The sequence below is a fragment of the Paraburkholderia sp. J63 genome (assembly GCF_905220245.1).
GTDB lineage: Bacteria > Pseudomonadota > Gammaproteobacteria > Burkholderiales > Burkholderiaceae > Paraburkholderia.
Genome location: NZ_CAJMZF010000040.1, coordinates 37,488 through 58,226, shown reverse-complemented (window position 1 = coordinate 58,226; position 20,739 = coordinate 37,488). Strand labels below are relative to the sequence as shown.

Genomic DNA, 20,739 nt, shown 5'->3' with positions numbered 1-20,739 from the left:
CAGGGGGAGGTCGTTCACGCCGGTTCTTGCCGCACGACGTTCTCTATCGCACCGATGCCGTCGATTTCAACCCGCACGCGATCGCCTTCGCGCAACCAACGCGGCGGCTTTGACGCCGCCCCCACGCCACCTGGCGTTCCCGTCAATACGATGTCGCCCGGTTCGAGCGTGAACGCGCTGGACAGGTGCTCGACCTGTGCGAAGCAGTCGAAAATCAGGTGACGTGTGTTCGAATTCTGGCGTGTTTCGCCATTCACGAGGCAACGGATTCCGAGCGCGTGCGGGTCGCCAAGCTCGTCCGCCGTGACTATCCAGGGGCCAAACGGCGCATGCGTATCGAACGACTTCCCCACCGTGAACTGCGACGTGCGCAGTTGCCAGTCGCGCACGCTCACGTCGTTCGCAGCGCAATAGCCGAAGATCGCGTCACGCGCATCGTCACGAGATGCGTGACGGCAACGTTTCCCCATGACAAATGCGAGCTCGGCCTCATAGTCGAGCGCCGTCGAAACGCGCGGCAAATCGATCTGCGCGAACGGTCCGTTAGCGGACGTCGGCATCTTGGCGAACCACAGTTGATGCGCGGGCCGCTCCATGCTGGACTCCGCGACGTGATCGGCATAATTGAGGCCGATACCGAGAATCTTGCGCGGTCGCGGCACAGGCGCGAGCAGCGTCACCTCGGCGAGCCGCAGGTCGAAAGGCCGGGTATTGACGAGTGCCTGCAGGCGCGCACGCCACGCGGGCCAAGCCTCAATAAGCGCAATCATGTCACGCGGCGCATCGGGCAGGTGGCGCTCGACATCGATAATGCCGTCACCGGTCACAAGACCAATCGACGTCGCGCCATTCGGACGCTGGAAGGTTGCCAGTTTCATTCGTTTCTCCTCATTCAGGGGATAGGGCCAACAGGCGCGCCACCGCGCGCCGCAGTGCCCTGCACGGACAGTTCGGCATCGCTCTTGCCCGAGCGCCACAGGCGCACCATCTCATCGGGGTTGAATTCGATACCAAGCGGGTTATTGGTAAACGTCGGCGTATGAAAGAAGGCTGCGGCATCGGCCGGGTCGGCGTAGTTGTCGACCTGAAACTCAATCATCGTGCCTTCGGGGTCGCGGTAATAGATCGAAGTAGTAGGGCCATGATTGATGCACCAGACCGGCTGCACGGAGGCCGCCTTCAACCGCTCGTAGTGCACGAGGAGTTCGCCGATTGTGCGGAAGCTGTAGGCAACGTGGTCAATCCCCGCATGGCCGGGCGCCTTTACCGGAGCATCGGGCGTGTTCACGAACGCCGCGCGATGGTGCTCGTCGTCGAAGGTGATAAACGTCACCATGTCGTTCTCGAACACGACGCGCGCGTCAAACACGATCAGATACCAGTTCACGACCTTGCGGTAGTCAGCGCAGCGCAGCACGAGATGCGCCATCTTGAACGGCACGACTGGGCGGTCGGCAACGGCGGAAGCGGCCTGTGCCGCGGGTGTCGGGATCATCTTGCGTCTCCTTGGATGATGTGCGCACGTCGCGCGAAATAGCGGGCCAGCATGGCCTTGCCTCACTGTAGAGGTGTCCTCGGCGGCAGGTTTGACGTTAATTGCGCTAACGACAATTTCTTGCTCACGATTGCCAACCGCTGCCCGCTGACGCAACGGCTCTACCTCAAAACGACGTCTGGATCCCCGCGCGGGCAATGGCCTGGGTCGGCGAACTGGACGCGGCGTCGGCATCGACCACGCCGCAGATCAGCGCGTCGGCGCCGCTATTCGCCCGCTGGTAGATCCCCTGCACATAAACCAGCGTGCGCTTCGACAGGGAATAGCTGAATGTCGCGGCAAGCTGGTTCGCATGCGCGTTCGACACCGTGTCGTTGCCCTTCATGTAGGTGTAGTTGCCGGCGAGCGTCCACGCTGGCGTGATCGTCCAGCTCGCGCCGGCCTCGGCGGCATAGACAGCCGCGCCGTTGAAGCGGTTGCGCACCGTTGTGAACAGCGCGGCGGCGATGACCTTCCCAAAGTCGTAGTGAGCCCCGACACCCCAGTTGCGAACCGGGACGAGCGGATCGACAGGTGTGGCGCCGGCATACCTGACTTCGGTGTATGCGCCACCCATACCGAAAGGCCCGTGGTCGTAATTAACGCCGAAGCTCACCGCGCTGCCTGCGCTGAACTGGCCCGGCACGCCGCCGAACGCATACATGGCGCCGACACGCACGCCGGCCCAAGTCGGCGACTGATATTTGAGCGAATTGTGGACCTGCTCCCCGGCGAGGCGATCCCAGTCGAAACCGCCCGTCGGGTTGTTCGGAATGTCGAGCCCTGTAAACGGCCCGGCACGAAACGCGTAGAGACCGCCCGAGAAAAACGCCGGGTCATTGTGCGCGCGCGCGAGCGACTCGAACATGAAATCGAACTGGTTGCCGAGTGTCAGCGAGCCATAGTGCGTGTCCTGAAGTCCAACGTAGGCCTCGCGGCCGAACAGCCCCTCGCCCGGAAGAATGTTGCCGCCCCCGATCTGATACTGGCTTTCGAGCCGGAAAACGGCTTTGGTGCCACCGCCCAGATCCTCGCTGCCGAGCAGCCCGAACAACGTGGGCGTATAGATACCATCCGCGAACTTGAAGTTGCTGTGGCCGCCTTCGTTCGAAACCCACGACAGGCCGGCATCGATCAGCCCGTAAATCTGGACGCTGCTCTGGGCGCATGCCGAACCGGATGCCAGCAGACACGCCAGGGCGAGACTAGTCGAGTATTTCATTGATATTCCTTCGTTTATGTACGACCCGGTCGAAGCAGTTCCGGTCGCGACGAAGCGGTCGCGGGAACGTCATCGGATTGGCCTGGTGCGTTGAGATCAAGGCGACGTTGTCGCAACGTTTGCCCCACTGCGCAAAGGCGCGGTCTCCTTGAGCGCAAGTGCGACGAACAGACCGACCGCGAGGGCGCCGATCGCGAGCCATGGCACATACTGAATGCCGAAGCCTTTCGCGACGTGTCCCGCGAGCGCCGGCGCCACGCCGCCGCCAAATATCTCCCCCACGCCGATCACGAGCCCTGAGGCCGTGGTCGCCAGATGAGGCGGCGCCGATTCGGCGCTGATCGGCCCGACGGTCAGCGTAATCAGGCTGAATACGAAGAAAATCGTTGCGAGCAGGTAGCAGAACAATGGCGCCTCGCTCGGACCTGTCCCGTCGAACAGCCAGAACATCAAAAGCGCGCCGAGCACGGAGATCACCATGACCGGCCGGCGGCCGAGCCGGTCGGATACCGCCGGCATAATCACCGTGCCTAGCGCGCCGCCGATGCCCGTCGCGGAGAGCACGAAGCCCATCTGTGCCATGTCGAGATGCAGATAGTCGACGAGGTAACTCGGCAGGAACGCGCCCACGACGGTGAGCACGGTGATCCAGCAAAGCATACCGAGCATGTTCAGGCGCACATTGCGAATACCCAGCACTTCACGCCATGCGCGCGGCAGCGTAATGTGCTCGTTCACCTGCATCGCGTTGACTTGATGAGGCGCATCGCGCAGCACACGCCAGGTGAAGTAGCAGAGCACGAGACCGGGAATCGACACGATGGCAAATACCGCATGCCACGGGATCCAGCGCAGCATCTGCGTCACGACGATCGGTGTGAGGCACAGGCCAAGCAGCGGCGCCGCCGCCTGTTGCAGACCGATGTTCAGGCCATGCCTAGCCGGCTTCGACGCGTCGAGCGTCGCAGTGATACAGGCTGGCGCGTACGCACCCTCCGCAAGCCCCATGCAGGCGCGAATCAAGATCAGGCTTCCCACTCCCGCCGCCAGCCCGCTGGCCCCCACGAGCACCGAGAACACGAGCATCGCCGGAATGATCACCTTGCGATGTCCGATGCGATCGGATAGCCGGCCCGTCAGCATCGCCGACGCGCCCCACGCGATCGAAAGCGCCCCTGTGATGTAACCCATGTCCCGGTAATCCAATCCCAGGTCTTTCATCATGACCGGGAACAGCGGCATGATCAAAAACCGGTCTACGCCCACCAACCCGAACCCCAACGACAACAGCGCAACGATTTTCCATTCGTAGCCGGCATCCCAATCCTTTGACGCACTGCTTTTCATTGTCTCTCTCCAAACCAGTCTTGTTTTATCGATGTTTTATTGAATAAATTTAATTCGTCATCCTATATATAAGTGAAATTTCTGTCCCGAATCGTATGCTTCCCGGGCAGCACGTCCGGCCGCTTACTGCGTGTCAGCGTTCGTTGAGGTGTCGTAAGCCAGAATCTCCGGCTCGTTGCGCGCAGGCGTCCATAGCGCAAACCCCGCACCGCACGCGAGCAGCAGAGCGGCAAATGTCAGCCCTGCCGCGAAACTATGCGTGTAGTCTCGCAACCACCCAACCGCGAGCGGGTTGAGCGCGGAGCCCAGGTTGCCGATCGCGTTGATGGCGGCAATGCCCACTGCGCGCCGTTGCGGGCTCAGCAACCGGTCGGGAATGGTCCAGAAAATAGACATTGCGGCGTATGACCCCGCCACGGCAATGCACAACCCTGTCACCCGCAGAACGGTATGCCCCGGCGCCGCGGCAATCAGCCAACCGCTCGCGGCGGCCAGCATCGGTAGCAGCAGATGCCAGCGTCGTTCCTGGGTGTGGTCGGAATGACGGCCCCACAGGATCATCAGGACGATCGACGCTGCCTGCGGAATGGCGGCCACCATGCCGACCGATCGATTTCCGTGCACGCCATCGAGCGTCTTGATAATGAGCGGCATCCACACGATCATCGCCAGGCTGTTCACGAGGCAGAAGTACGCGACGGAGAAACGCAGCACGGCGGGCGAAAGCAGTTCGGCAACGAGGCTGCGGGGTGCGGATGCCGCAGACACGGGCACCGCGGCCGGCGTCAGCTGCGCTTGAAGTGCACGCTTTTCGGCCGCGCTGAGCCAGCGCGCGTGCTGTGGCGAATCGTCGAGCCACACGAAAACGATCATGCCGAGCAGGACAGACGGCATGCCTTCCAGCAGGAACAGCCACTGCCATCCCTTGAGCCCTACCGTGCCGTCGAGTGCCAGGACGTAACCCGATACCGCGGAACCGACCGCGGCCGTGACGGGCTGCGCGATCATGAAGAGCGCGTTGGCGCGCGCACGCCAGGCCGGCGGAAACCAGAAGGTCAGATACAACAGCATCCCGGGCAAAAAACCCGCTTCGGTCATACCGACGACGACGCGCAAAACGTAGAGGCTCGCCGGTCCCCGCGAAAGGAAGGTGAGCGTCGAGGCCACACCCCACGCGATCATGATCGCGCTGATCCAGCGACGTGCCCCAAGACGAGCGAGCATGATGTTGCCAGGCACGCCACAGACGATGTACGCGGCGTAGAAGAGCGCCGTGGCAACGCCGAACTCCACCCCGCTCAAACCGAGGTCGGGCACCATCGTGAGCGCGGCGAAGCCTATGTTGATGCGATCCAGAAACGAAAACACGTACAACAGAAACAAAAAGCCGAGCAGGCGGCGCGAAACCTTGCGGACCACGGCACGCTCCGGCATGAGCGACAACGCCTGACTGCTACCTGGCGCAAAACTGGGCCAACGCATGACTGTCTCCGGAAACTCGTCCGAGGGACGATTTTTTAGGATGCGGCTAACGGCGCATTCCGATATCGACTTTGAGTCAATACAGGGTCAGTATGACGATGCCGTTTTCTGTGGGACTATTTGTAAATCTATGCAGTAATTGACTTTAAGTCAATAACGGATTTACCGATATCGGGTAACCCCCGATCATTCCCGATGATGACCGACCCTGCCGACCAAGCGCCACCGGCAAAACGCAATATTGACTAAAAGTCGGTAATATGGCTCCATTGGGGCATCGCGAAACACACGAGCACCTTCGCTCCCGCACCCGAACATGGCCACTCGAGCAGCAAAGAAAACCTCGACCGCAACTCTGCGGCGCCCTAGAACTCGTCAGACCGGCGCCGACGCCGAGACCAGCGAACGCCTGCTGAGCGCCGGCGAGCGTCTGTTCGCGCAATACCCGTTCGACGAGGTGTCGATCGACGACATCGCCGAGGCGGCCGGCGTCGCCCACGGCTTGCTGTTCCACTACTTCAAGACCAAGCGCCATTTCCTGCTGGCCGTCACGCGCCGGGCAGCTGAACGCGTTGACGCCGCACATCTGAGCGTGCCGCCCCAGGCCACATCCGAGGCCGCCGTGCGCGCGTTCCTGAAGTCCCATATCGACTCTGTGTCTTCGCGGCGCGTCTCGTTCATCGGGAACTCACGCGGCGGTGCAGGCGTGGACGCCGAGGTCAAGGCGGTCTGGGAAGAGTCGCGCCGCCGCGCAATTCACCTGCTGTGCGGCTACCTGGAGATCGAAGCGCCGACGCCGAAGCTCCACGCACTGATTCGCGCGTGGATCGGGTTCATCGACGAACTGCTGATCGCGTGGATACAGCATCCCGAAATCGGCGAGCAGCCGCTTATCGACACCAGCGTCGCCAACCTGCGCACGACGCTCGCGAACTACGCGCTGATTGATCCGGGCGTGAAACTCGTGATGCGGCGCCCCCTCTAGGCGAGTCGTCACAGCGCCACACGTCGGAAGTCGCTCATCAGCGCCGCGATACAGGAGAGAAAGCGTGCGGCTTCAGCGCCGTCGACAGCGCGGTGGTCCCACGATAAGGACAGCGGCGCGATCAGACGCGGCTCGAATGCGCTGCCGCTCCAGACCGGTTGCATCGTCGCGCGGCCGACGCCGAGGATTGCTACCTCCGGCGCGTTGATAATGGGCGTGAAATGCGTGCCCCCGATTCCGCCGAGCGACGACACCGAGAAACATCCCCCCTGCATCTGCTGCGCGGCGAGCTTGCCGGCGCGGGCAGCGGCCGCGAGCGAGGCCATCTCCGTCGCGATCTCGCGCACACCCTTGCGCTCGACGTCGCGCACCACTGGCACCACGAGCCCGGCGGGCGTATCCGCGGCAAAGCCGATGTGCCAGTAGCCCTTGCGCACGACTTCTCCGCCTTCGAGACTCACGTTGAATTGCGGAAATCGCCGGAGCGCCACAGCGCAGATTTTCAGCACGAATGAGAGCAATGTGATCTTCGCTGCATCCGGACCGGCCTCGCGGTTCAAGGTCGTGCGCAACGCGTCAAGCTCGGTGACGTCGACTTGATCGAAGTTCGTGACGTGCGGAATCGTGACCCAGTTGCGATGCAGATTGGCGCCCGATAAGCGGCGGATCCGCGTTTGCGGTTCGCGCGTGACCGGCCCGAAGCGGGCAAAGTCGACCTGAGGCCAAGGCAGGAGCTGCAGCCCCGACCCGCCGCTTTCGGCCGCCGCCGCGGGCCGTGGCGCGGCGAGCGCAGCCTTCGCGTGCGCCAGCACATCCTCGCGCACCACGCGGCCGCGTGGGCCGCCGGGCTTCACGTCCGCTAGATCGACGCCCAGCTCGCGGGCGAGCTTGCGCACGGATGGCCCCGCCGCGACGTTCGCGTGGCCAGCGCCACGAACGGGTGCCGGCGGCGGCACAGGATGAACGTCTGACTGCGCGGCGACTTGCGCCACGCCGCCCCCGACAGCCAGCGGCCGCGCTTCCGCTGTGGCCGTAGCGGCTGCCGCATCTTTGGTGATCTCTTTCGCCACCGCTGCCAGCCGAGCGATTTCGCTTCCCGCCGACACGACATCGCCCGGTTTCAGCAATACTTCGCCGATCGTGCCGGCGTGGCTGCTCGGCACGTCCATTGTCGCCTTGTCGGATTCGAGCGTGACGAGCACATCGTCGATATTCACCGTGTCGCCGGCTCGCACCAGCACTTCGATTACCGGAATGTCCCGGTAGTCCCCGATATCGGGAACCCTGATTGACTGCATCGACTCCCCCTGCTTCGTTAGATCACGTGCGGCTCATGACTGCCACGACGCCTCACCTGCGGCGTCGATCCCGTAACGCGTGCGCGCTTCGGCATGTTTTGTCCTGTCCACCGCCGCCAGCGCCGCAACGACGATGTGATGGCGATCCACGCCGAAGAACCGGCGCAATGCAGTGCGCGTGTCGCTGCGCCCAAAGCCATCCGTGCCGAGTGCGAGATACGGCGCCGTGATATACGACGCGATCAACTGTGCATACGCACGCACGTAATCGGTCGCGGCCACTACCGGCGCAGCGCCCACGAGACAGCGCGCCACATGGCTCTCGCGGGTCGCCCCCGCGCCGAACACCTGTTCGCGCTCGACTTCACGCGCGTCGCGCGCCAGCTCGGAAAAGCTCGTCACGCTCCAGATCTCGCTGGCGATACCCCAATCGTTCGCGAGCAGTTCGGCAGCCGCGATCACCTCGCGCAGGATCGCGCCGGAGCCGAGCAACCGGACGGACGGTGCCCCCTCGCCGCGCACACCGTAGCGGCGCATACCCTTGACGATGTCGTCGTACTCCTCGGAGGCGACCTCTTCCTGCGCGTAGTTTTCGTTCGTGACCGTCAGGTAGTAGAACTCGTCATGCTGCTGCTCGAGCATGCGTCGCGCGCCATAGTCGACAATCGCAGCCACCTCGCCCGCGAACGCCGGGTCATAGGCGCGGCAGTTCGGCACCGTCGCCGCGACCACGTGGCTGGTGCCGTCCTGATGCTGCAGCCCTTCGCCCGAAAGCGTCGTGCGCCCCGCAGTCGCGCCGATCAGGAAGCCGCGCGCACGCTGGTCGGCAGCGGCCCAGATGAGATCACCCACGCGCTGAAAGCCGAACATCGAGTAGTAGATGTAGAACGGCAGCATAGCCACGCCGTTCACGCTGTACGACGTCGCGGCGGCAGTCCAGGACGAGATCGCACCGGCCTCCGTGATGCCCTCCTCGAGCAGTTGGCCGTCCTTCGACTCCTTGTAGTAGAGCATCGAGCCGGCATCCTCGGGCTCGTATAACTGCCCGAGCGGCGAGTAGATGCCGACCTGGCGAAAGAGTCCCGCCATGCCGAACGTGCGCGCTTCGTCGGCGACGATCGGCACGATGCGCGGCCCGAGCGTCTTGTCCTTGAGCAGGTTCGTGAAGAGCCGGACCACGGCCGTCGTGGTCGAGTTTTCGCGCTCCTGAGGCCCGAGTGCAAACTGCGCATACGAAGCGAGCGGCGGCACCGGCACGGCCTCGGCGCGGGTCGAACGGCGCGGCAGGTAGCCGCCAAGCGTTTCTCGTCGCGTACGCAAATAGCGCAGCTCCGCACTGTCCTCCTCGGGCCGATAAAAACGCATGGCTTCGAGCGCCTCGTCGCCGAGCGGCAACCCGAAACGGTCGCGGAACGCCCTGAGCGCCTCGACATCGAGCTTCTTTTGCTGATGCGCCGTGTTGCGGGACTCGCCGGCCTGTCCCATCCCGTAGCCCTTCTTCGTCTTGGCGAGGATCACGGTCGGACGGCCGCGATGAGCAGCGGCGGCTGCGAATGCCGCGTGCAGCTTTCGCAGATCGTGGCCGCCGCGCCGCAACCCGTCGATCTCCTCAGGCGACATGTGTGAAACAAGCGCCTGCAACTCTGGATCGAGATCGAAGAAATGCGCGCGATTGTAGGCGCCGTCGTTGGCGCCAAGCGTCTGATACTGACCGTCGACCGTGTTCGCAAAGCGACGCAACAACACGTGATGGCGATCCCGCGCGAACAGCGCGTCCCAGTCGGAACCCCACACCACCTTGATGACGTTCCAGCCCGCACCGGCGAAGAGCGCCTCAAGCTCCTGGATGATCTGGCCATTGCCTCGCACCGGTCCGTCCAGGCGCTGCAGGTTGCAGTTGATGACGAAGGTCAGGTTGTCGAGTCCCTCGCGTGCCGCGAGAGACAGCGCGGCGAGCGATTCAGGCTCGTCCATTTCACCGTCGCCGAATACGCCCCACACGCGCCGTGTGTCGGTGGGCGCGAGGCCACGGTGTCCGAGATAACGCAGGAAGCGCGCCTGATAGATCGCGCTGATCGGCCCGATGCCCATCGATCCGGTCGGAAATTGCCAGAACTCGGGCATCAGCCAGGGATGCGGGTATGAGCACAGTCCGCCGCCATCGACCTCCTGCCGGTAACGGGCGATCTGCGCCTCGTCGAGACGCCCCTCGAGAAATGCACGCGCGTAGACTCCGGGGGCCGAATGCGGCTGGAAGTACACGAGATCACCTTTGGCCGTCTCGCTGTCCGCACGAAAAAAATGATTGAAACCCACCTCGAAGATTTCCGCCGCCGACGCGTAGCTTGCGATGTGTCCGCCCAGCTCTCCATACGCCTTGTTTGCGCGCGCAACCATGGCGAGAGCATTCCACCGCACGATCGACGTGATGCGCTCTTCCATCGCGAGGTCGCCTGGATAGGCAGGCTGATCTTCGAGCGCGATCGTGTTCTGGTACACGGAATACGGATGTGCGGTCGTCGTCACGCCGAGATGATGGGCGTGCTCCGCGAGGCGCTCCAGCAGGAATCCGGCGCGCGCCTCGCCTGCGTGGCGGGACACGCCTTCAAGTGCGTCCAGCCACTCGGCGGTTTCCTGCGGGTCAGCGTCGTGGCCCGCAGCAGCGAGCGGGGAAATTTCATTCGGGTCGATCTTCATGGTCAGCTCGAACAGGAGAGGAAAAGGAACATGCAGACGCCGCAGGCAGTCATGCGTCGGGCCTGCGCATCAGGCGATCTTCCGGCTCGCCTGATGCGAGGCGTGCAATCATGCGTTCAGGATCGAACAACACGCCGATCGGATCGCGGCGGAACGCCTCGCCACGCATCCAGTCGGTCGCGGCTTGCGCGGTGTCGAATGCATCAACCTGCAACTCGATGTCGTTGCCGTCCGGATCGCGGTAGTACTGCGAGACGGTCGGCCCGTGGAGAATCGAACGCCACGGCTCGATACCAAGTCGCTTAAGACGCGTGTAGTTGTCCATCAGCGCAACGAGGCTCGCGTAGGCGAATGCCGCGTGATAAAAGCCCACGGCAACGCCGGACGGCCGCTCGGCGAGCTGCGGCGACGCGATCAGCGCAATGCGATGGTGCTCGTCGTCGTAGGTGAGAAACGCGATGTGGTCGTTGCGAAACACGACGTGCGAACCGAGCACCGCCTCGTACCATGCGATCATCGAATCGAGCTGCCGCGTGCGAAAGACCACATGCGCAAGCCGCATCGGGCGGATGGTGTCATGCGGATTCGGCATCGCAGCACCCCATCACGTCGTCTGCACAGCCAGGTTGCGCGGTAGCGAGCACCGTCGCGAGTACTTGCGCGAGAATGTCCTGCGCAACAGGCGAATTCGATCGCCATGCCACATGGCCGTCCGGGCGCACGAGCACTGCGCCTGTCCCGCCGATTCCGTAAAGCGTCGCGAACGTGTCGTCGTCTGCCGCATAGTCGCCGCCCGCGCCGATCGACACGACGCGCACGTCGAAACCTGCCGCACGCTGCGCGTCCTCGAGCGCGTATTGCCATACCGGCTTTCCATGCGGCGTCGTCAGCATGACGAAATGCGCGCCGCCGAACAGGTCGAGTATCGACAGGCGCGCACAGCCATCGCCGATCCCCAAGTGGGGTGCACGCGAGCCTGGACTGGCGTTGGGAACGTAGTGCGCGACGTCGAATGCCGGGCACGCAAGTCCGTCGTCGATGATTGCGTCCGATACATAACGATAGCCGAAGGTCTGGCCGTTGTACTCGAAATGCTCGCGCTGCGCGGCAATCGCCTCGCGCAGTTGCGCGCGCAGTGGCCCGCTGTCGGGGGCCTCGACACGCTCGCCGACACCCGGATCGTTGCGCAAAATGCCTGCGAGCCCAGCTTCCGCCATCTTCTGGGCGTTGCGTGCGCTCTGCTCGACGTTGAAGCGCGCGGTCGGCAGACGCTCGGCCTCGTAGGTGTCGAGCAGCGCGTCGGGCGCAACGCCATCGAGCACGAGCTTCAGCTTCCACGCCAGATTCTGCACGTCGCCGAAGCCCGTATTCATGCCCTGGCCGCCCGTCGGCGGCAGCGGATGCGCCGCATCGCCTGCAAGGAACACGCGCCCCACGCGCATACGTTCGACTGTGCGCGCTTGCATCTGCCACGGTTGCACGCTGCAGATTTCAACGGGCAGATCGGGCGCCCCGACCGCGGCGCGAATCAACTCTACGCAGCGCTCCGGCGTGAAGTCCTCCGGCGACTGCGTCGCGGGATCGTACGCGAAGTTGTAGGTCCAGCGATGCCGTCCGTCGAGCGAGATGAACACGCCGGTCGTGTCCCGGTTGTAGATCCACAGCAGCAGATACGGCAGGTCATGCACCCAAGGCCACAAATCGGCCTTCAGGTAGACGCCCATCTGGTTGCCCATCGACGCGTCCCCGCGCATGGCAATACCGAGCCAGTCGCGCGTGCGGCTGCGAGCCCCGTCGGCGGCGATCACATAGCGCGCGCTCACCTCGTACGGCACGCCCTCCGGCAGATCGACGAGCGTGGCGGTAACGCCGCTCGCATGCTCGCGCAGCGCATTGACCTGCACACCGAAACGCACGTCGACGCCGGATTGCGCCTCGGCATGCTGCCTGAGCACCGGCTCGAGCACATCCTGAGGACACGAGGTTTTCATGGTCGGGCTGTAGCTATCGATCAGGCAATCGTGCTCGATGTCGCCGCGCGTCTCGATGCGACCCAGTTCGTCGCCGGCGAGCCGCGTCCTGAATACCACACCACGATATCGTTCCGGCGGCAATGAAATTGACTTTACGTCAGACTCGAGCCCTAGTCCGCGTAAGATCTCCATTGAGCGCGTGTTGACGATGTGTCCGCGCGGATGCGTCGACGTCGTCGAGCGGCGTTCTAGCAACAATGCCTTTACACCTAATTTACCGAGAAAAATAGCGGACGCCAGCCCAACCGGGCCACCACCGATGATCAATACATCCGTCTCGAGCTGGGTGCTTGCTTGTTTCATTGGCTCCTCCATCACATCTATCAAAAGATGGATCGAGTCTATGTTTGTATTGACTATTAGTCAATATATTGCGCAACCGTACGGGTAAATACCTGGGCATGTATTATTTCAGGCAGAAATTCTGAGGGCGCCATCACATGGCTTAGGCGATCGAGCAGGAAGTGCTGCGTATTGCCCGGCGACCCATCCCTGTTGTTGCGCCGGCACATCGTGCCCAAGCGATACTTGCTGCGCAGCTCACTCCATCTCCGAAAACTCGGCGCAATGCGGCAGTTCATCGAAATCGCCTGGCTGCATCTGCTTTTTTTGTGCAAACCTCGTCCTCGCCTCTGTTGCGCCCCGGGAAATTTAACGTGGGAACGCCGCTCAGCGATTCGATAGTTTCCTGCGGGAGTGGCCAGCGCCAAACGAATTCAAGTCGATGCTGTACGCCGGGGGGCGAGATTGGCGTTCATGGTCAGTGTCTCGAAAGCATGCAAATGTTCGTGAAACCATGGCTCACCGCTGCGAGGCCATCGTCCGTGTTACTCTATTTGCACGCTACGCATCGCGCTCGACGGTTGTTGCGGTTTTAGCCGTATCTTGCGGGGAATGAGATTACGCGAGTGAGTCGCCAGCCATGGGGAAGGTAAACCGTCGACCGTACCATATATTATGAAATGCTAATCATCCGTAATTTTTCATATACGGCACGATTAGCGATCTCGCCACAGAGGACTCGAACCTTATCCTAAGGCGCAGCGACACTGCCACCACAGCCGGCGAATCCTGAAACGGATCGAAGCCAGCATGGGTGAACGAGCCAGCGAACGTTCGACGGAGAAAATTGCGACTGGAGTATCTGCGTCGGTTAGTCGACTGGCGTCGACCGGCCCAAGCCAATTCGATAGTCACGCGGCGTGCAGCCCAGCAGTTGTCGGAACAGACGTGCCAGTTCGCTCGACGACGAGCAGCCAACCTGCAATGCAATATCGGTAATCGAGTCGTCAGTCTGGCGCATCAATTCGGACGCCTTGCGTACACGCTCGCTCATCAGATACTTGTGCGGCGGCAAGCCAAACGACACCTTGAACGCACGGGAGAAATGAAACCGGCTCATATCGACCTGTTCGGCGAGCATAGTGAGGTCGATCCTGAGTTCGATATTCTGCGCGATAAAGTCTCGGACAACGCGCTTCGCCCGCGCCGACAATCCGCCGCGGCACGCAGGGAGTGCGCGATTATTCGCACTAGCCTGGACCCTCGACAGTTCCTGGACTATGAGCATCAGCACCGTTTCAGCATGTACGGGGTCAACGTCCTCGCAATTCATCGCACTGAGCCCACGCACGCGTGCCGCCAGCGCGACCAGTAAATCGTTTCTGAGTCCGACACCGCTCTGCAGAGAGGTTCGCCGGTCCGCGCCCCTTTCCCGGCCGACAATTTCGTCGTGGTTGACATCAAGCGAAATGAACGTGCACCCGACGTGAGACGTCAACCCTGACCACGCCCTCAACTGGCTACCAGAGGCAACGATGTCCACGCCACCGTCGAGCGGGCCCTGGGAACCCATCCTGATGCCGTCCACGCGCCGCTCCCCATCGCTATAGCTGCCGCCGTCAAAGACCAGCAGCGTATGCTCGTCACGCTGCATGTGCACCGAATGACGATGCGTGCCCGCGAACAGGTGGAGCACGTTGCACCAGTCCGACTCGAACACCGGGACGACGTTCATGGATGCCTCTTCGCATTCGAACGTCAGGCCAGCGGCCTGATCCAGAGCAGCCACGCGTATTGACTGACGCCCGGTAGCGACAAGCGAGGGATGGACTGCATAGGCCATGGTTATCTCCGGTGATGCTCCTGGCCAACATTCGTAAGGTGGCGGAGCGCCGCTTCGATCGCGGATTTTTCGTTATTTAGCGGTCAAATGACCTATTACGATAGCTAGTAAATACCCGGATCGCGGTCCAATTCCGGCATCGATGGCACAATTTACGGAGAAATGGCCGAAATCCGCGTTTCGTCCCACCTATAATAGGTCATTCGACTTATTATATGATGACTCCGACCATGAAAGCCTTGCATATCAACTCTGCCGATCTGCTGGGAGAAACCGCCCCCCCACGCGTGGCCAAAAGAGGGAATCGAGGAACCCGGATTCCGGAGATACTCGACGTGTCGGCACGCGTATTCGCGCGCGACGGCCATGCCTCGTTTACGACGCGCCGCGTCGCCGCCGAGGTCGGAATCCGGCTGAGTACCCTGCAGCATTACTTCAGCACACGCGAAGAACTGCTGCATGCAACCATCGGAGCGTTGATCGACCGATATGCGGCAAGCTTCGCCGGAGTAACGTCGAATCGTCACCTGCCGCCGGAAGCCCGCCTCGACGCGTTGATGGAAGTGTCCTTCAGTGAGTTCAGCAAGCCGGAGGTCGCGGCCTTCTGGGTCGAGGTCTGGGCGATGGCACGTAACGAAGCGTTTGCGCGGGAACTGGAGACCAAAGCGTACCAGGACGGCACGAAGATCGTCGAAGATCTGATCGCGGAGATCAATCCAGCCTGCACACAACGTGAGTGCGCGATCCGCGCTGGCCTGATTGCGATGCTGATCGAGGGGCTATTCGTTCTCGTACGGCGCTATCCTGCCGGCGGGGTACAGGTAGATGAGTTGCTGGTCGCAGCGAAGGCCGTCTACAAGGGACTTAGCCGGGTCTCTCCATAAGGAGACAGCATGACTTTTCACCTGGCACGATTCTCGTATCGTGCGGCCGCTCCCGCATGAATGGATCACGCATTTTTGCACTGGACGGTACGCCGCGCGTAAGCTGTTGCCGCCTTCCACACAGCACACCGATATTGCGGAATGCCGGATTCCACCTTTACCATGTATCACTAATGATTTTCGTCCATATTACGGGTGTCTAATTCGCGTGACTTCCAGCGATCCGGAAGACATAGCGAGGCAGCAGCACGATTAGAAGCGAGGACGCCGCCAAAGCAATCGCGCAACCCGTCAACGCATGGTCATAGGAACCCAGCCGATCGAACGCAATACCGACCAGCACCGGCCCAAGCCCCGCGCCTGCCACAATCGACGCATACACCAGGCCGTAAATTTCCCCATACGCTCGCAAGCCGAAAAACCGTGAGACGAAATACGCGCTCACGCTAATATCAGCGCCCAGCCCCATGCCCAGCAAAAACGCTCCAGGCAGCATGAGACCGGGATGATTCGACACCTGTGCGACTGCAACGGCGCCAAGAAACGCAGCGAAGAAATACGGTGCAGCCACCTTCGGCGAGTTGAGCCGGTCAAGCAGGAAACCACAAGTCAACTGGCTGACAACGCCCCCGACCGCAAAAATCGAAAGAAACGTTGCCGCGACTGCGGGCGTATGAAACGCCTCGGCGACCATGGCCGGCACATGAACTGACAACGCAAAAAGGCTGCCGCACGAAAGGCACATGGCAACGATGATCTGCCACAGAACGCGGGAACGGATTGCTTCAGCTCGCGTAGAACCGCTCAAATCCACGGGTACCCCGGGCTCGGCAAGCGTCTTCGCATCGTGATGCACCAATGGCTCATGCAGGAGTGCGAACAGGATGGGCACGCCGACGATAATAATGAAAATACCCAGCGCAACATAGCCCGCTCGCCAGCCTCCGCGATCAATTGCGGCCGCGGCAATCTGCGGCACGATGATGCCGCCACCGCCACTGCCGATCGCGGCTGCCACTGCCAGAACGAGACCGCGTCGCCGCCTGAACCACACCGACGCGACTTTCGCGTAGGCAATCGGATTTTGCACGCCAGCAAGCACACCCACCAGCATGTAGATACCGAAATAGACCAGGACCGAGCCGCGCGCGAGCGCCAGCGCCATTTCCACCAGCCCAAACAGAAACACCGCCGGCAACACAATGCGACGCACCCCGTACCGGTCAATCGCCCTTCCGGCGAACGGCGCGACGAACGCGGCGGTCCATGCAGCCATTAACATCAGGATCGAAAAGCCCGTGCGACCAATACCGAACTCAGCGGCGACCGGCAACATGAAAAGCCCGAGCGGAGGTCCGATCACCGATGAAGGCCCGACCAGAAACCCGACCGTCACGGCAACCGCCGCCCCGCTCGACTTCCAGTTGAATTCACTGATTGACGGTTCAAACGGCTGCGCAACCTGGTTCATGGTTCGTCTCCTGGGACATAGTATTTAATGATTACGCTCGCCCGGCCACGAGATGCGGTGCCTGCCCCGAGGGGACGGTTTCCGGTGGATGCGAGAAAATGCGAGAAAGAAGGCCGCAGACGACGCGGCGCGAAAAAGCACGTAGCGTATTAGCTGGTTGTACCGAAGCGGTTACCCAACGTGCCGATCCCCTCAATCGTCAACTCCAGCACATCTCCGGGTTTCATCCAGCGGCCCGATTCCAGGCTGCAGCATCCACTGACCGTACCGGAGCCGAACACCTCTCCCGCGTGAACGGTTTCCCCGGCGCTGGCGAAGGCAATCATGTCTTCGAAGCGATGCAGCATGTCAGCCGTCGTCGAGCGGGTCCAGACTTCGCCGTTGACGCGTACCTCCACATTCAACCGGTAAGGATCGGGCAGTTCGTCGCGTGTCACGATCCACGGACCGAGGATGTTGCAGCCGTCGTAGCTCTTGCCTTTGCACGGTCCCAGTCCTGCCGGGACCTGTCTTGCCTGTGCATCGCGCGCCGAGACGTCGTTGAAAATCAGGTAGCCGAACACGTGTTCTGCTGCAAGCGAAGCCGCTATGTTCTTGCCCGTCCGCCCAATGCATACCGCCATCTCGAGTTCGAAATCGAGAAACTTCACTGCCGGCGGCCACTCAACGGTGGCGCCATGTCCCGCCACGCTCATACGATTGCTGAAATAGAACACTGGCTCTCTGTCGTAAATCGGGGGATAGCCTTCGCCCGCCGCCTTGAACGAGGCATTGGCCCCTTCCGCAGCAAGGGCCACCTGTGCGAGTCCCTTGGGTGCGCCCCTCAGGTGCGCCGGAAATACCGAAAAATCACGCAATTGGGTCGGGCGCGGCAACGGCGCAAGCAATGTCGCGCTGGCTAGCGCAAACGTGTAGTCAGCGTCGCCCGGATCGCTGCGTTCGACCAGCGAGCGCACGAGCTCAAGCCCGCGCTCGCCGGCTTCGATCAGGTCCAGCATGCTGGCCAGTACGGCCGATCGGCTCCCGTGGAGCGTTTGATGAAGTTGCTGCAGGTCGATAACGACGTCGCGATCGACATCGACGACCCCAACGATGCGCACACCGCTTTTTGAACATGTCGCAAGTTTCATGCTGGTCTGGCTCTCTGGATGACGAGAAGAAGGTCAACTTCAGGTTTCGTTCAGGAATTCGCGGATCTCGCGCAGAGTCTGCGCAGGTGCGTCATAGGGCAGGTGGTGGCCGGCATTCTCCATGACCCGCACACGTGCACCTGGTACGCCAGCGGCAATCACCTCAGCCCAGCGAGATCCCGGATCGTGATCGCCGAAAATCGCAAGCATAGGACAACGAATTTCATGCAGTCGACCGGACGCGGGGGTCAACGTCCCCACCACGCGCGCAACCAGCGGCATGGCCTCGCGGTCATGCCCAAGCTGGATCTGCAGTTCGCGTTCGGCCGCCTGCGGATTACCGGCCCGCCAGCCGGGCGCGTGCAGCAGCGCCTGCATCGCATCCGAACTCAGCAGCGCCCGGCGCTCGTCCGGCGTGCCGTCGCGCAACTGGATGGCGATCTGGACCAGTCTGTCGGCCACTTCGGGCGGGTGCGGGTCGACGCTCGCGGATAGATAGACCAGGCGCTGGACCACCGCGGGGTAGTCGAGCGCGACGCGCAGAAAGACAGCCGCGCCGATCGACAAACCAATGAGCGTAGCCCGCTGCTCGCCCAATTTGCCGATCAGCTGCGGGATGGCCTCGACGAGGTCTGCCACGCCCCACCCCTCCGGTCGCCAACCGGAGCGTCCGTGTCCCGGCCAGTCCAGTGATACGCAACGATAGTGCGGCGCCAGCGCGTCGACGACGCCCTCGAACAGGCTGTGGTCGAGGAACGTACCGTGACCAAACAGGAGCAGCGGCCCACTCCCGCGCTCGACGTAGTGATAGTCCATGCCGCTCACGGTTAGGGTCGGCATGGCTCGCCTCCACGCACGGTGTCGAGCAATGCGCCGGGATCTGCAGGAACCGCATTGCCGCGCCAGGCCACGTGCTGGTCAGGTCGGATCAGCACAAGATGCGCCCCATAGAGTTCTGGCAGATCCGGGTGTGCGCCATGCAGCACGGCAAGCGGCACATTGCGCTCCAGGGCGGCGCGCTCGAGCGCCGAAGTGTCGATGTCGGTCCCTATCTTCAGCAGGGTGAAGCCGCGGCCGAAAGCATCGTAGAGCGAGCGTTGCTCGTCCAGCCAGACGTGGGGAGCACGCGCGCCGGCCGCAGCCGACGGAACATAGTTGCCAAAACCCGATTCCGCAGGGGGAGCGCCGTTCGGCACGACAATCGGGGAATCCGCGTAGGTGTAGCCAAGCTGCGCGCCGATGCTCACGAATTCACGCGACTTCGCAGCGAAGATCTCCTGCGCGATTTCGGCGCGAATTGCGTCACCGCGTGGGCCGTCCTCCTCCATGCCCGCGCGCACGTAGACGGGCCCGACGTGTTCCGTGCTTTCCTCGCAAAGTGCCTGGATCCACCTGAAAGCGCTACGGCGCTCCTGATCGTAACTGGCCAGCAGAGTCGGGCCGCCCCATCCGTTCAGGACCGCGGCCAGCTTCCACGCCAGATCGGCGGAATCCCCAATGGAGATGTTCATGCCAAAGCCGCCGAACGGCGAGACGAGGTGCGCGGCATCGCCGATCAGGAAAACGCGGTTGTCAAAAAAGCGCGGAGCGACGAGCGAGTGGATGCGAATATCGCCTCCGGAAACGGGTTCGACGGGAAACGTCTCGCCAACGTCGGAATAGAGATGCCGCCGTACCGTCTCCCAATCGTCGCCGTCAACGTCGTCCGGCACCGGCGCGGCGAAATACTGGAAATGGCCGCTGCTGTCCTGCGGCCCCAGAATGCCGCTCGATCGGTCTTCGTTGGTGAACCACGACATCGCCGCGAGGCCGACGCCGCGCTCGAGAATACCGGTCAAAGCCGGTGAGTGGATCAGCCACGCGAAGCCATGAGCCAGGTTGGCCGTGCCGTCCATCTTGATGCCGAGCTGGCGCCGCACAATACTCCGGCTACCGTCCGCGCCGACCAGGTATCGGCCGCGGACCGTATGCTGCGTCCCTTTCGCGTCCTCATAGACGACTTCGACGTGATCGTCGTGCTGCGTGAACTGCTTGACCGCGCATTGAAAGCGCAGATCGACTTCGTGAAGCGTCGCGATGCGTTGGCGGATGGTGCGCTCGATCGCGCCTTGCGGGCCCCACAACGATATCTCGGAGGCGAACGGCACGCGTTCCGCGAACTGCACGCCCCCGACGAAATTTGCAATGACGTGCCCCGTGCCCCGAGTCACGAAGCGAATGTCCCGGCTGATCTCCGGACCGAGCGGGATATTCCTGCGCAGCGCGTCAGCCATTCCCCAGCGACGGAAATGCTCCATTGAACGGGTATTGGTCAAATTCGTGCGCGCGGCAAATCGCTCGTCTTCTTCCCGAGACTCGATGATGAGGGTATTGATGCCGCTCAGTGCGAGATCAATCGCCAGACACATACCCGCAGGGCCGGCACCGGCGACAATGACCGGCGCATCGAGTGACATACCGCTAGCGGCCTTGCCGCTACACGCTTGATCCTGCCTCTGGCCGGTGTTATTTGCATTGTCCATGGCTCTCCT

16 protein-coding genes are annotated in these 20,739 nt (G+C 62.3%); 2 read left to right on the top strand and 14 right to left on the bottom strand.

The window, feature by feature from the left end; genetic code table 11:
* Positions 1-14 precede the first annotated feature (14 nt).
* The 5 genes from U5775_RS30630 to U5775_RS30610 form a co-directional block, all read right to left on the bottom strand.
* Positions 15-977: a fumarylacetoacetate hydrolase family protein gene (locus U5775_RS30630; protein ID WP_322061876.1), complete on the bottom strand. Its 963-nt coding sequence runs from the start codon at positions 975-977 to the stop codon at positions 15-17.
* Positions 893-1,495 (bottom strand): VOC family protein, encoded by a 603-nt coding sequence (locus tag U5775_RS30625; RefSeq protein ID WP_322061875.1) that lies wholly within the window; start codon positions 1,493-1,495, stop codon positions 893-895. Before U5775_RS30625 ends, U5775_RS30630 begins: the two co-directional genes overlap by 85 nt.
* A 166-nt stretch (positions 1,496-1,661) precedes the next feature.
* Positions 1,662-2,756: a porin gene (locus U5775_RS30620; protein WP_322061874.1), complete on the bottom strand. Its 1,095-nt coding sequence runs from the start codon at positions 2,754-2,756 to the stop codon at positions 1,662-1,664.
* 96 nt (positions 2,757-2,852) lie between these two features.
* Entirely contained in the window at positions 2,853-4,103 is a 1,251-nt protein-coding gene (locus tag U5775_RS30615) for an MFS transporter (RefSeq protein WP_322061873.1), read from the bottom strand.
* Between the two features lie 123 nt (positions 4,104-4,226).
* Positions 4,227-5,585, bottom strand: a complete 1,359-nt coding sequence (locus U5775_RS30610; RefSeq protein WP_322061872.1) for an MFS transporter — start codon at positions 5,583-5,585, stop codon at positions 4,227-4,229.
* Positions 5,586-5,901: 316 nt separating this feature from the next.
* Here U5775_RS30610 and U5775_RS30605 point away from each other — a divergent pair, with 316 nt between their 5' ends.
* Positions 5,902-6,570: a helix-turn-helix domain-containing protein gene (locus tag U5775_RS30605; RefSeq protein ID WP_322061871.1), complete on the top strand. Its 669-nt coding sequence runs from the start codon at positions 5,902-5,904 to the stop codon at positions 6,568-6,570.
* A gap of 8 nt (positions 6,571-6,578) precedes the next feature.
* Here U5775_RS30605 and U5775_RS30600 read toward each other — a convergent pair whose 3' ends face one another.
* The 5 genes from U5775_RS30600 to U5775_RS30580 all read right to left on the bottom strand — a co-directional run bounded on the left by U5775_RS30600 (position 6,579) and on the right by U5775_RS30580 (position 14,723).
* Entirely contained in the window at positions 6,579-7,868 is a 1,290-nt protein-coding gene (locus U5775_RS30600; protein ID WP_322061870.1) for a 2-oxo acid dehydrogenase subunit E2, read from the bottom strand.
* Between the two features lie 33 nt (positions 7,869-7,901).
* Positions 7,902-10,565, bottom strand: a complete 2,664-nt coding sequence (gene mdeB / locus U5775_RS30595; RefSeq protein WP_322061869.1) for an alpha-ketoglutarate dehydrogenase — start codon at positions 10,563-10,565, stop codon at positions 7,902-7,904.
* 49 nt (positions 10,566-10,614) lie between these two features.
* Positions 10,615-11,157, bottom strand: a complete 543-nt coding sequence (locus U5775_RS30590) for a VOC family protein (RefSeq protein WP_322061868.1) — start codon at positions 11,155-11,157, stop codon at positions 10,615-10,617.
* Complete coding sequence (locus tag U5775_RS30585; RefSeq protein WP_322061867.1) at positions 11,141-12,901, bottom strand: FAD-dependent monooxygenase; 1,761 nt, start codon at positions 12,899-12,901, stop codon at positions 11,141-11,143. Before U5775_RS30585 ends, U5775_RS30590 begins: the two co-directional genes overlap by 17 nt.
* An 850-nt stretch (positions 12,902-13,751) precedes the next feature.
* The gene (locus U5775_RS30580) at positions 13,752-14,723 is read right to left on the bottom strand and encodes a helix-turn-helix transcriptional regulator (protein WP_322061866.1); all 972 of its coding nucleotides are present in this window, start codon (positions 14,721-14,723) and stop codon (positions 13,752-13,754) included.
* 230 nt (positions 14,724-14,953) lie between these two features.
* Between U5775_RS30580 and U5775_RS30575 the strand changes: the two genes are divergently transcribed.
* Entirely contained in the window at positions 14,954-15,607 is a 654-nt protein-coding gene (locus tag U5775_RS30575) for a TetR/AcrR family transcriptional regulator (RefSeq protein ID WP_322061865.1), read from the top strand.
* A 199-nt stretch (positions 15,608-15,806) separates the two neighbouring features.
* Here U5775_RS30575 and U5775_RS30570 read toward each other — a convergent pair whose 3' ends face one another.
* The 4 genes from U5775_RS30570 to U5775_RS30555 all read right to left on the bottom strand — a co-directional run bounded on the left by U5775_RS30570 (position 15,807) and on the right by U5775_RS30555 (position 20,730).
* On the bottom strand, positions 15,807-17,078 hold the full coding sequence (locus tag U5775_RS30570) for an MFS transporter (RefSeq protein WP_322061864.1): 1,272 nt from the start codon (positions 17,076-17,078) through the stop codon (positions 15,807-15,809).
* 149 nt (positions 17,079-17,227) lie between these two features.
* On the bottom strand, positions 17,228-18,208 hold the full coding sequence (locus U5775_RS30565; RefSeq protein WP_322061863.1) for a fumarylacetoacetate hydrolase family protein: 981 nt from the start codon (positions 18,206-18,208) through the stop codon (positions 17,228-17,230).
* Between the two features lie 39 nt (positions 18,209-18,247).
* Positions 18,248-19,048: an alpha/beta hydrolase gene (locus tag U5775_RS30560; protein WP_322061862.1), complete on the bottom strand. Its 801-nt coding sequence runs from the start codon at positions 19,046-19,048 to the stop codon at positions 18,248-18,250.
* The gene (locus tag U5775_RS30555; RefSeq protein ID WP_322061861.1) at positions 19,036-20,730 is read right to left on the bottom strand and encodes an FAD-dependent monooxygenase; all 1,695 of its coding nucleotides are present in this window, start codon (positions 20,728-20,730) and stop codon (positions 19,036-19,038) included. The genes U5775_RS30560 and U5775_RS30555 overlap by 13 nt, the downstream gene beginning before the upstream one ends.
* Positions 20,731-20,739: the final 9 nt, after the last annotated feature.

What these genes read in the sequence shown, in the direction of transcription:
- U5775_RS30605 (WP_322061871.1), top strand. Translation starts at nt 5,902, where the DNA reads ATGGCCACTCGAGCAGCAAAGAAAACCTCGACCGCAACTCTGCGGCGC.
- U5775_RS30590 (WP_322061868.1), bottom strand. Translation starts at nt 11,157, where the DNA reads ATGCCGAATCCGCATGACACCATCCGCCCGATGCGGCTTGCGCATGTG.
- U5775_RS30555 (WP_322061861.1), bottom strand. Translation starts at nt 20,730, where the DNA reads ATGGACAATGCAAATAACACCGGCCAGAGGCAGGATCAAGCGTGTAGC.
- U5775_RS30575 (WP_322061865.1), top strand. Translation starts at nt 14,954, where the DNA reads ATGAAAGCCTTGCATATCAACTCTGCCGATCTGCTGGGAGAAACCGCC.
- mdeB (WP_322061869.1), bottom strand. Translation starts at nt 10,565, where the DNA reads ATGAAGATCGACCCGAATGAAATTTCCCCGCTCGCTGCTGCGGGCCAC.
- U5775_RS30560 (WP_322061862.1), bottom strand. Translation starts at nt 19,048, where the DNA reads ATGCCGACCCTAACCGTGAGCGGCATGGACTATCACTACGTCGAGCGC.
- U5775_RS30600 (WP_322061870.1), bottom strand. Translation starts at nt 7,868, where the DNA reads ATGCAGTCAATCAGGGTTCCCGATATCGGGGACTACCGGGACATTCCG.
- U5775_RS30615 (WP_322061873.1), bottom strand. Translation starts at nt 4,103, where the DNA reads ATGAAAAGCAGTGCGTCAAAGGATTGGGATGCCGGCTACGAATGGAAA.
- U5775_RS30565 (WP_322061863.1), bottom strand. Translation starts at nt 18,208, where the DNA reads ATGAAACTTGCGACATGTTCAAAAAGCGGTGTGCGCATCGTTGGGGTC.
- U5775_RS30580 (WP_322061866.1), bottom strand. Translation starts at nt 14,723, where the DNA reads ATGGCCTATGCAGTCCATCCCTCGCTTGTCGCTACCGGGCGTCAGTCA.
- U5775_RS30620 (WP_322061874.1), bottom strand. Translation starts at nt 2,756, where the DNA reads ATGAAATACTCGACTAGTCTCGCCCTGGCGTGTCTGCTGGCATCCGGT.
- U5775_RS30625 (WP_322061875.1), bottom strand. Translation starts at nt 1,495, where the DNA reads ATGATCCCGACACCCGCGGCACAGGCCGCTTCCGCCGTTGCCGACCGC.
- U5775_RS30585 (WP_322061867.1), bottom strand. Translation starts at nt 12,901, where the DNA reads ATGAAACAAGCAAGCACCCAGCTCGAGACGGATGTATTGATCATCGGT.
- U5775_RS30570 (WP_322061864.1), bottom strand. Translation starts at nt 17,078, where the DNA reads ATGAACCAGGTTGCGCAGCCGTTTGAACCGTCAATCAGTGAATTCAAC.
- U5775_RS30610 (WP_322061872.1), bottom strand. Translation starts at nt 5,585, where the DNA reads ATGCGTTGGCCCAGTTTTGCGCCAGGTAGCAGTCAGGCGTTGTCGCTC.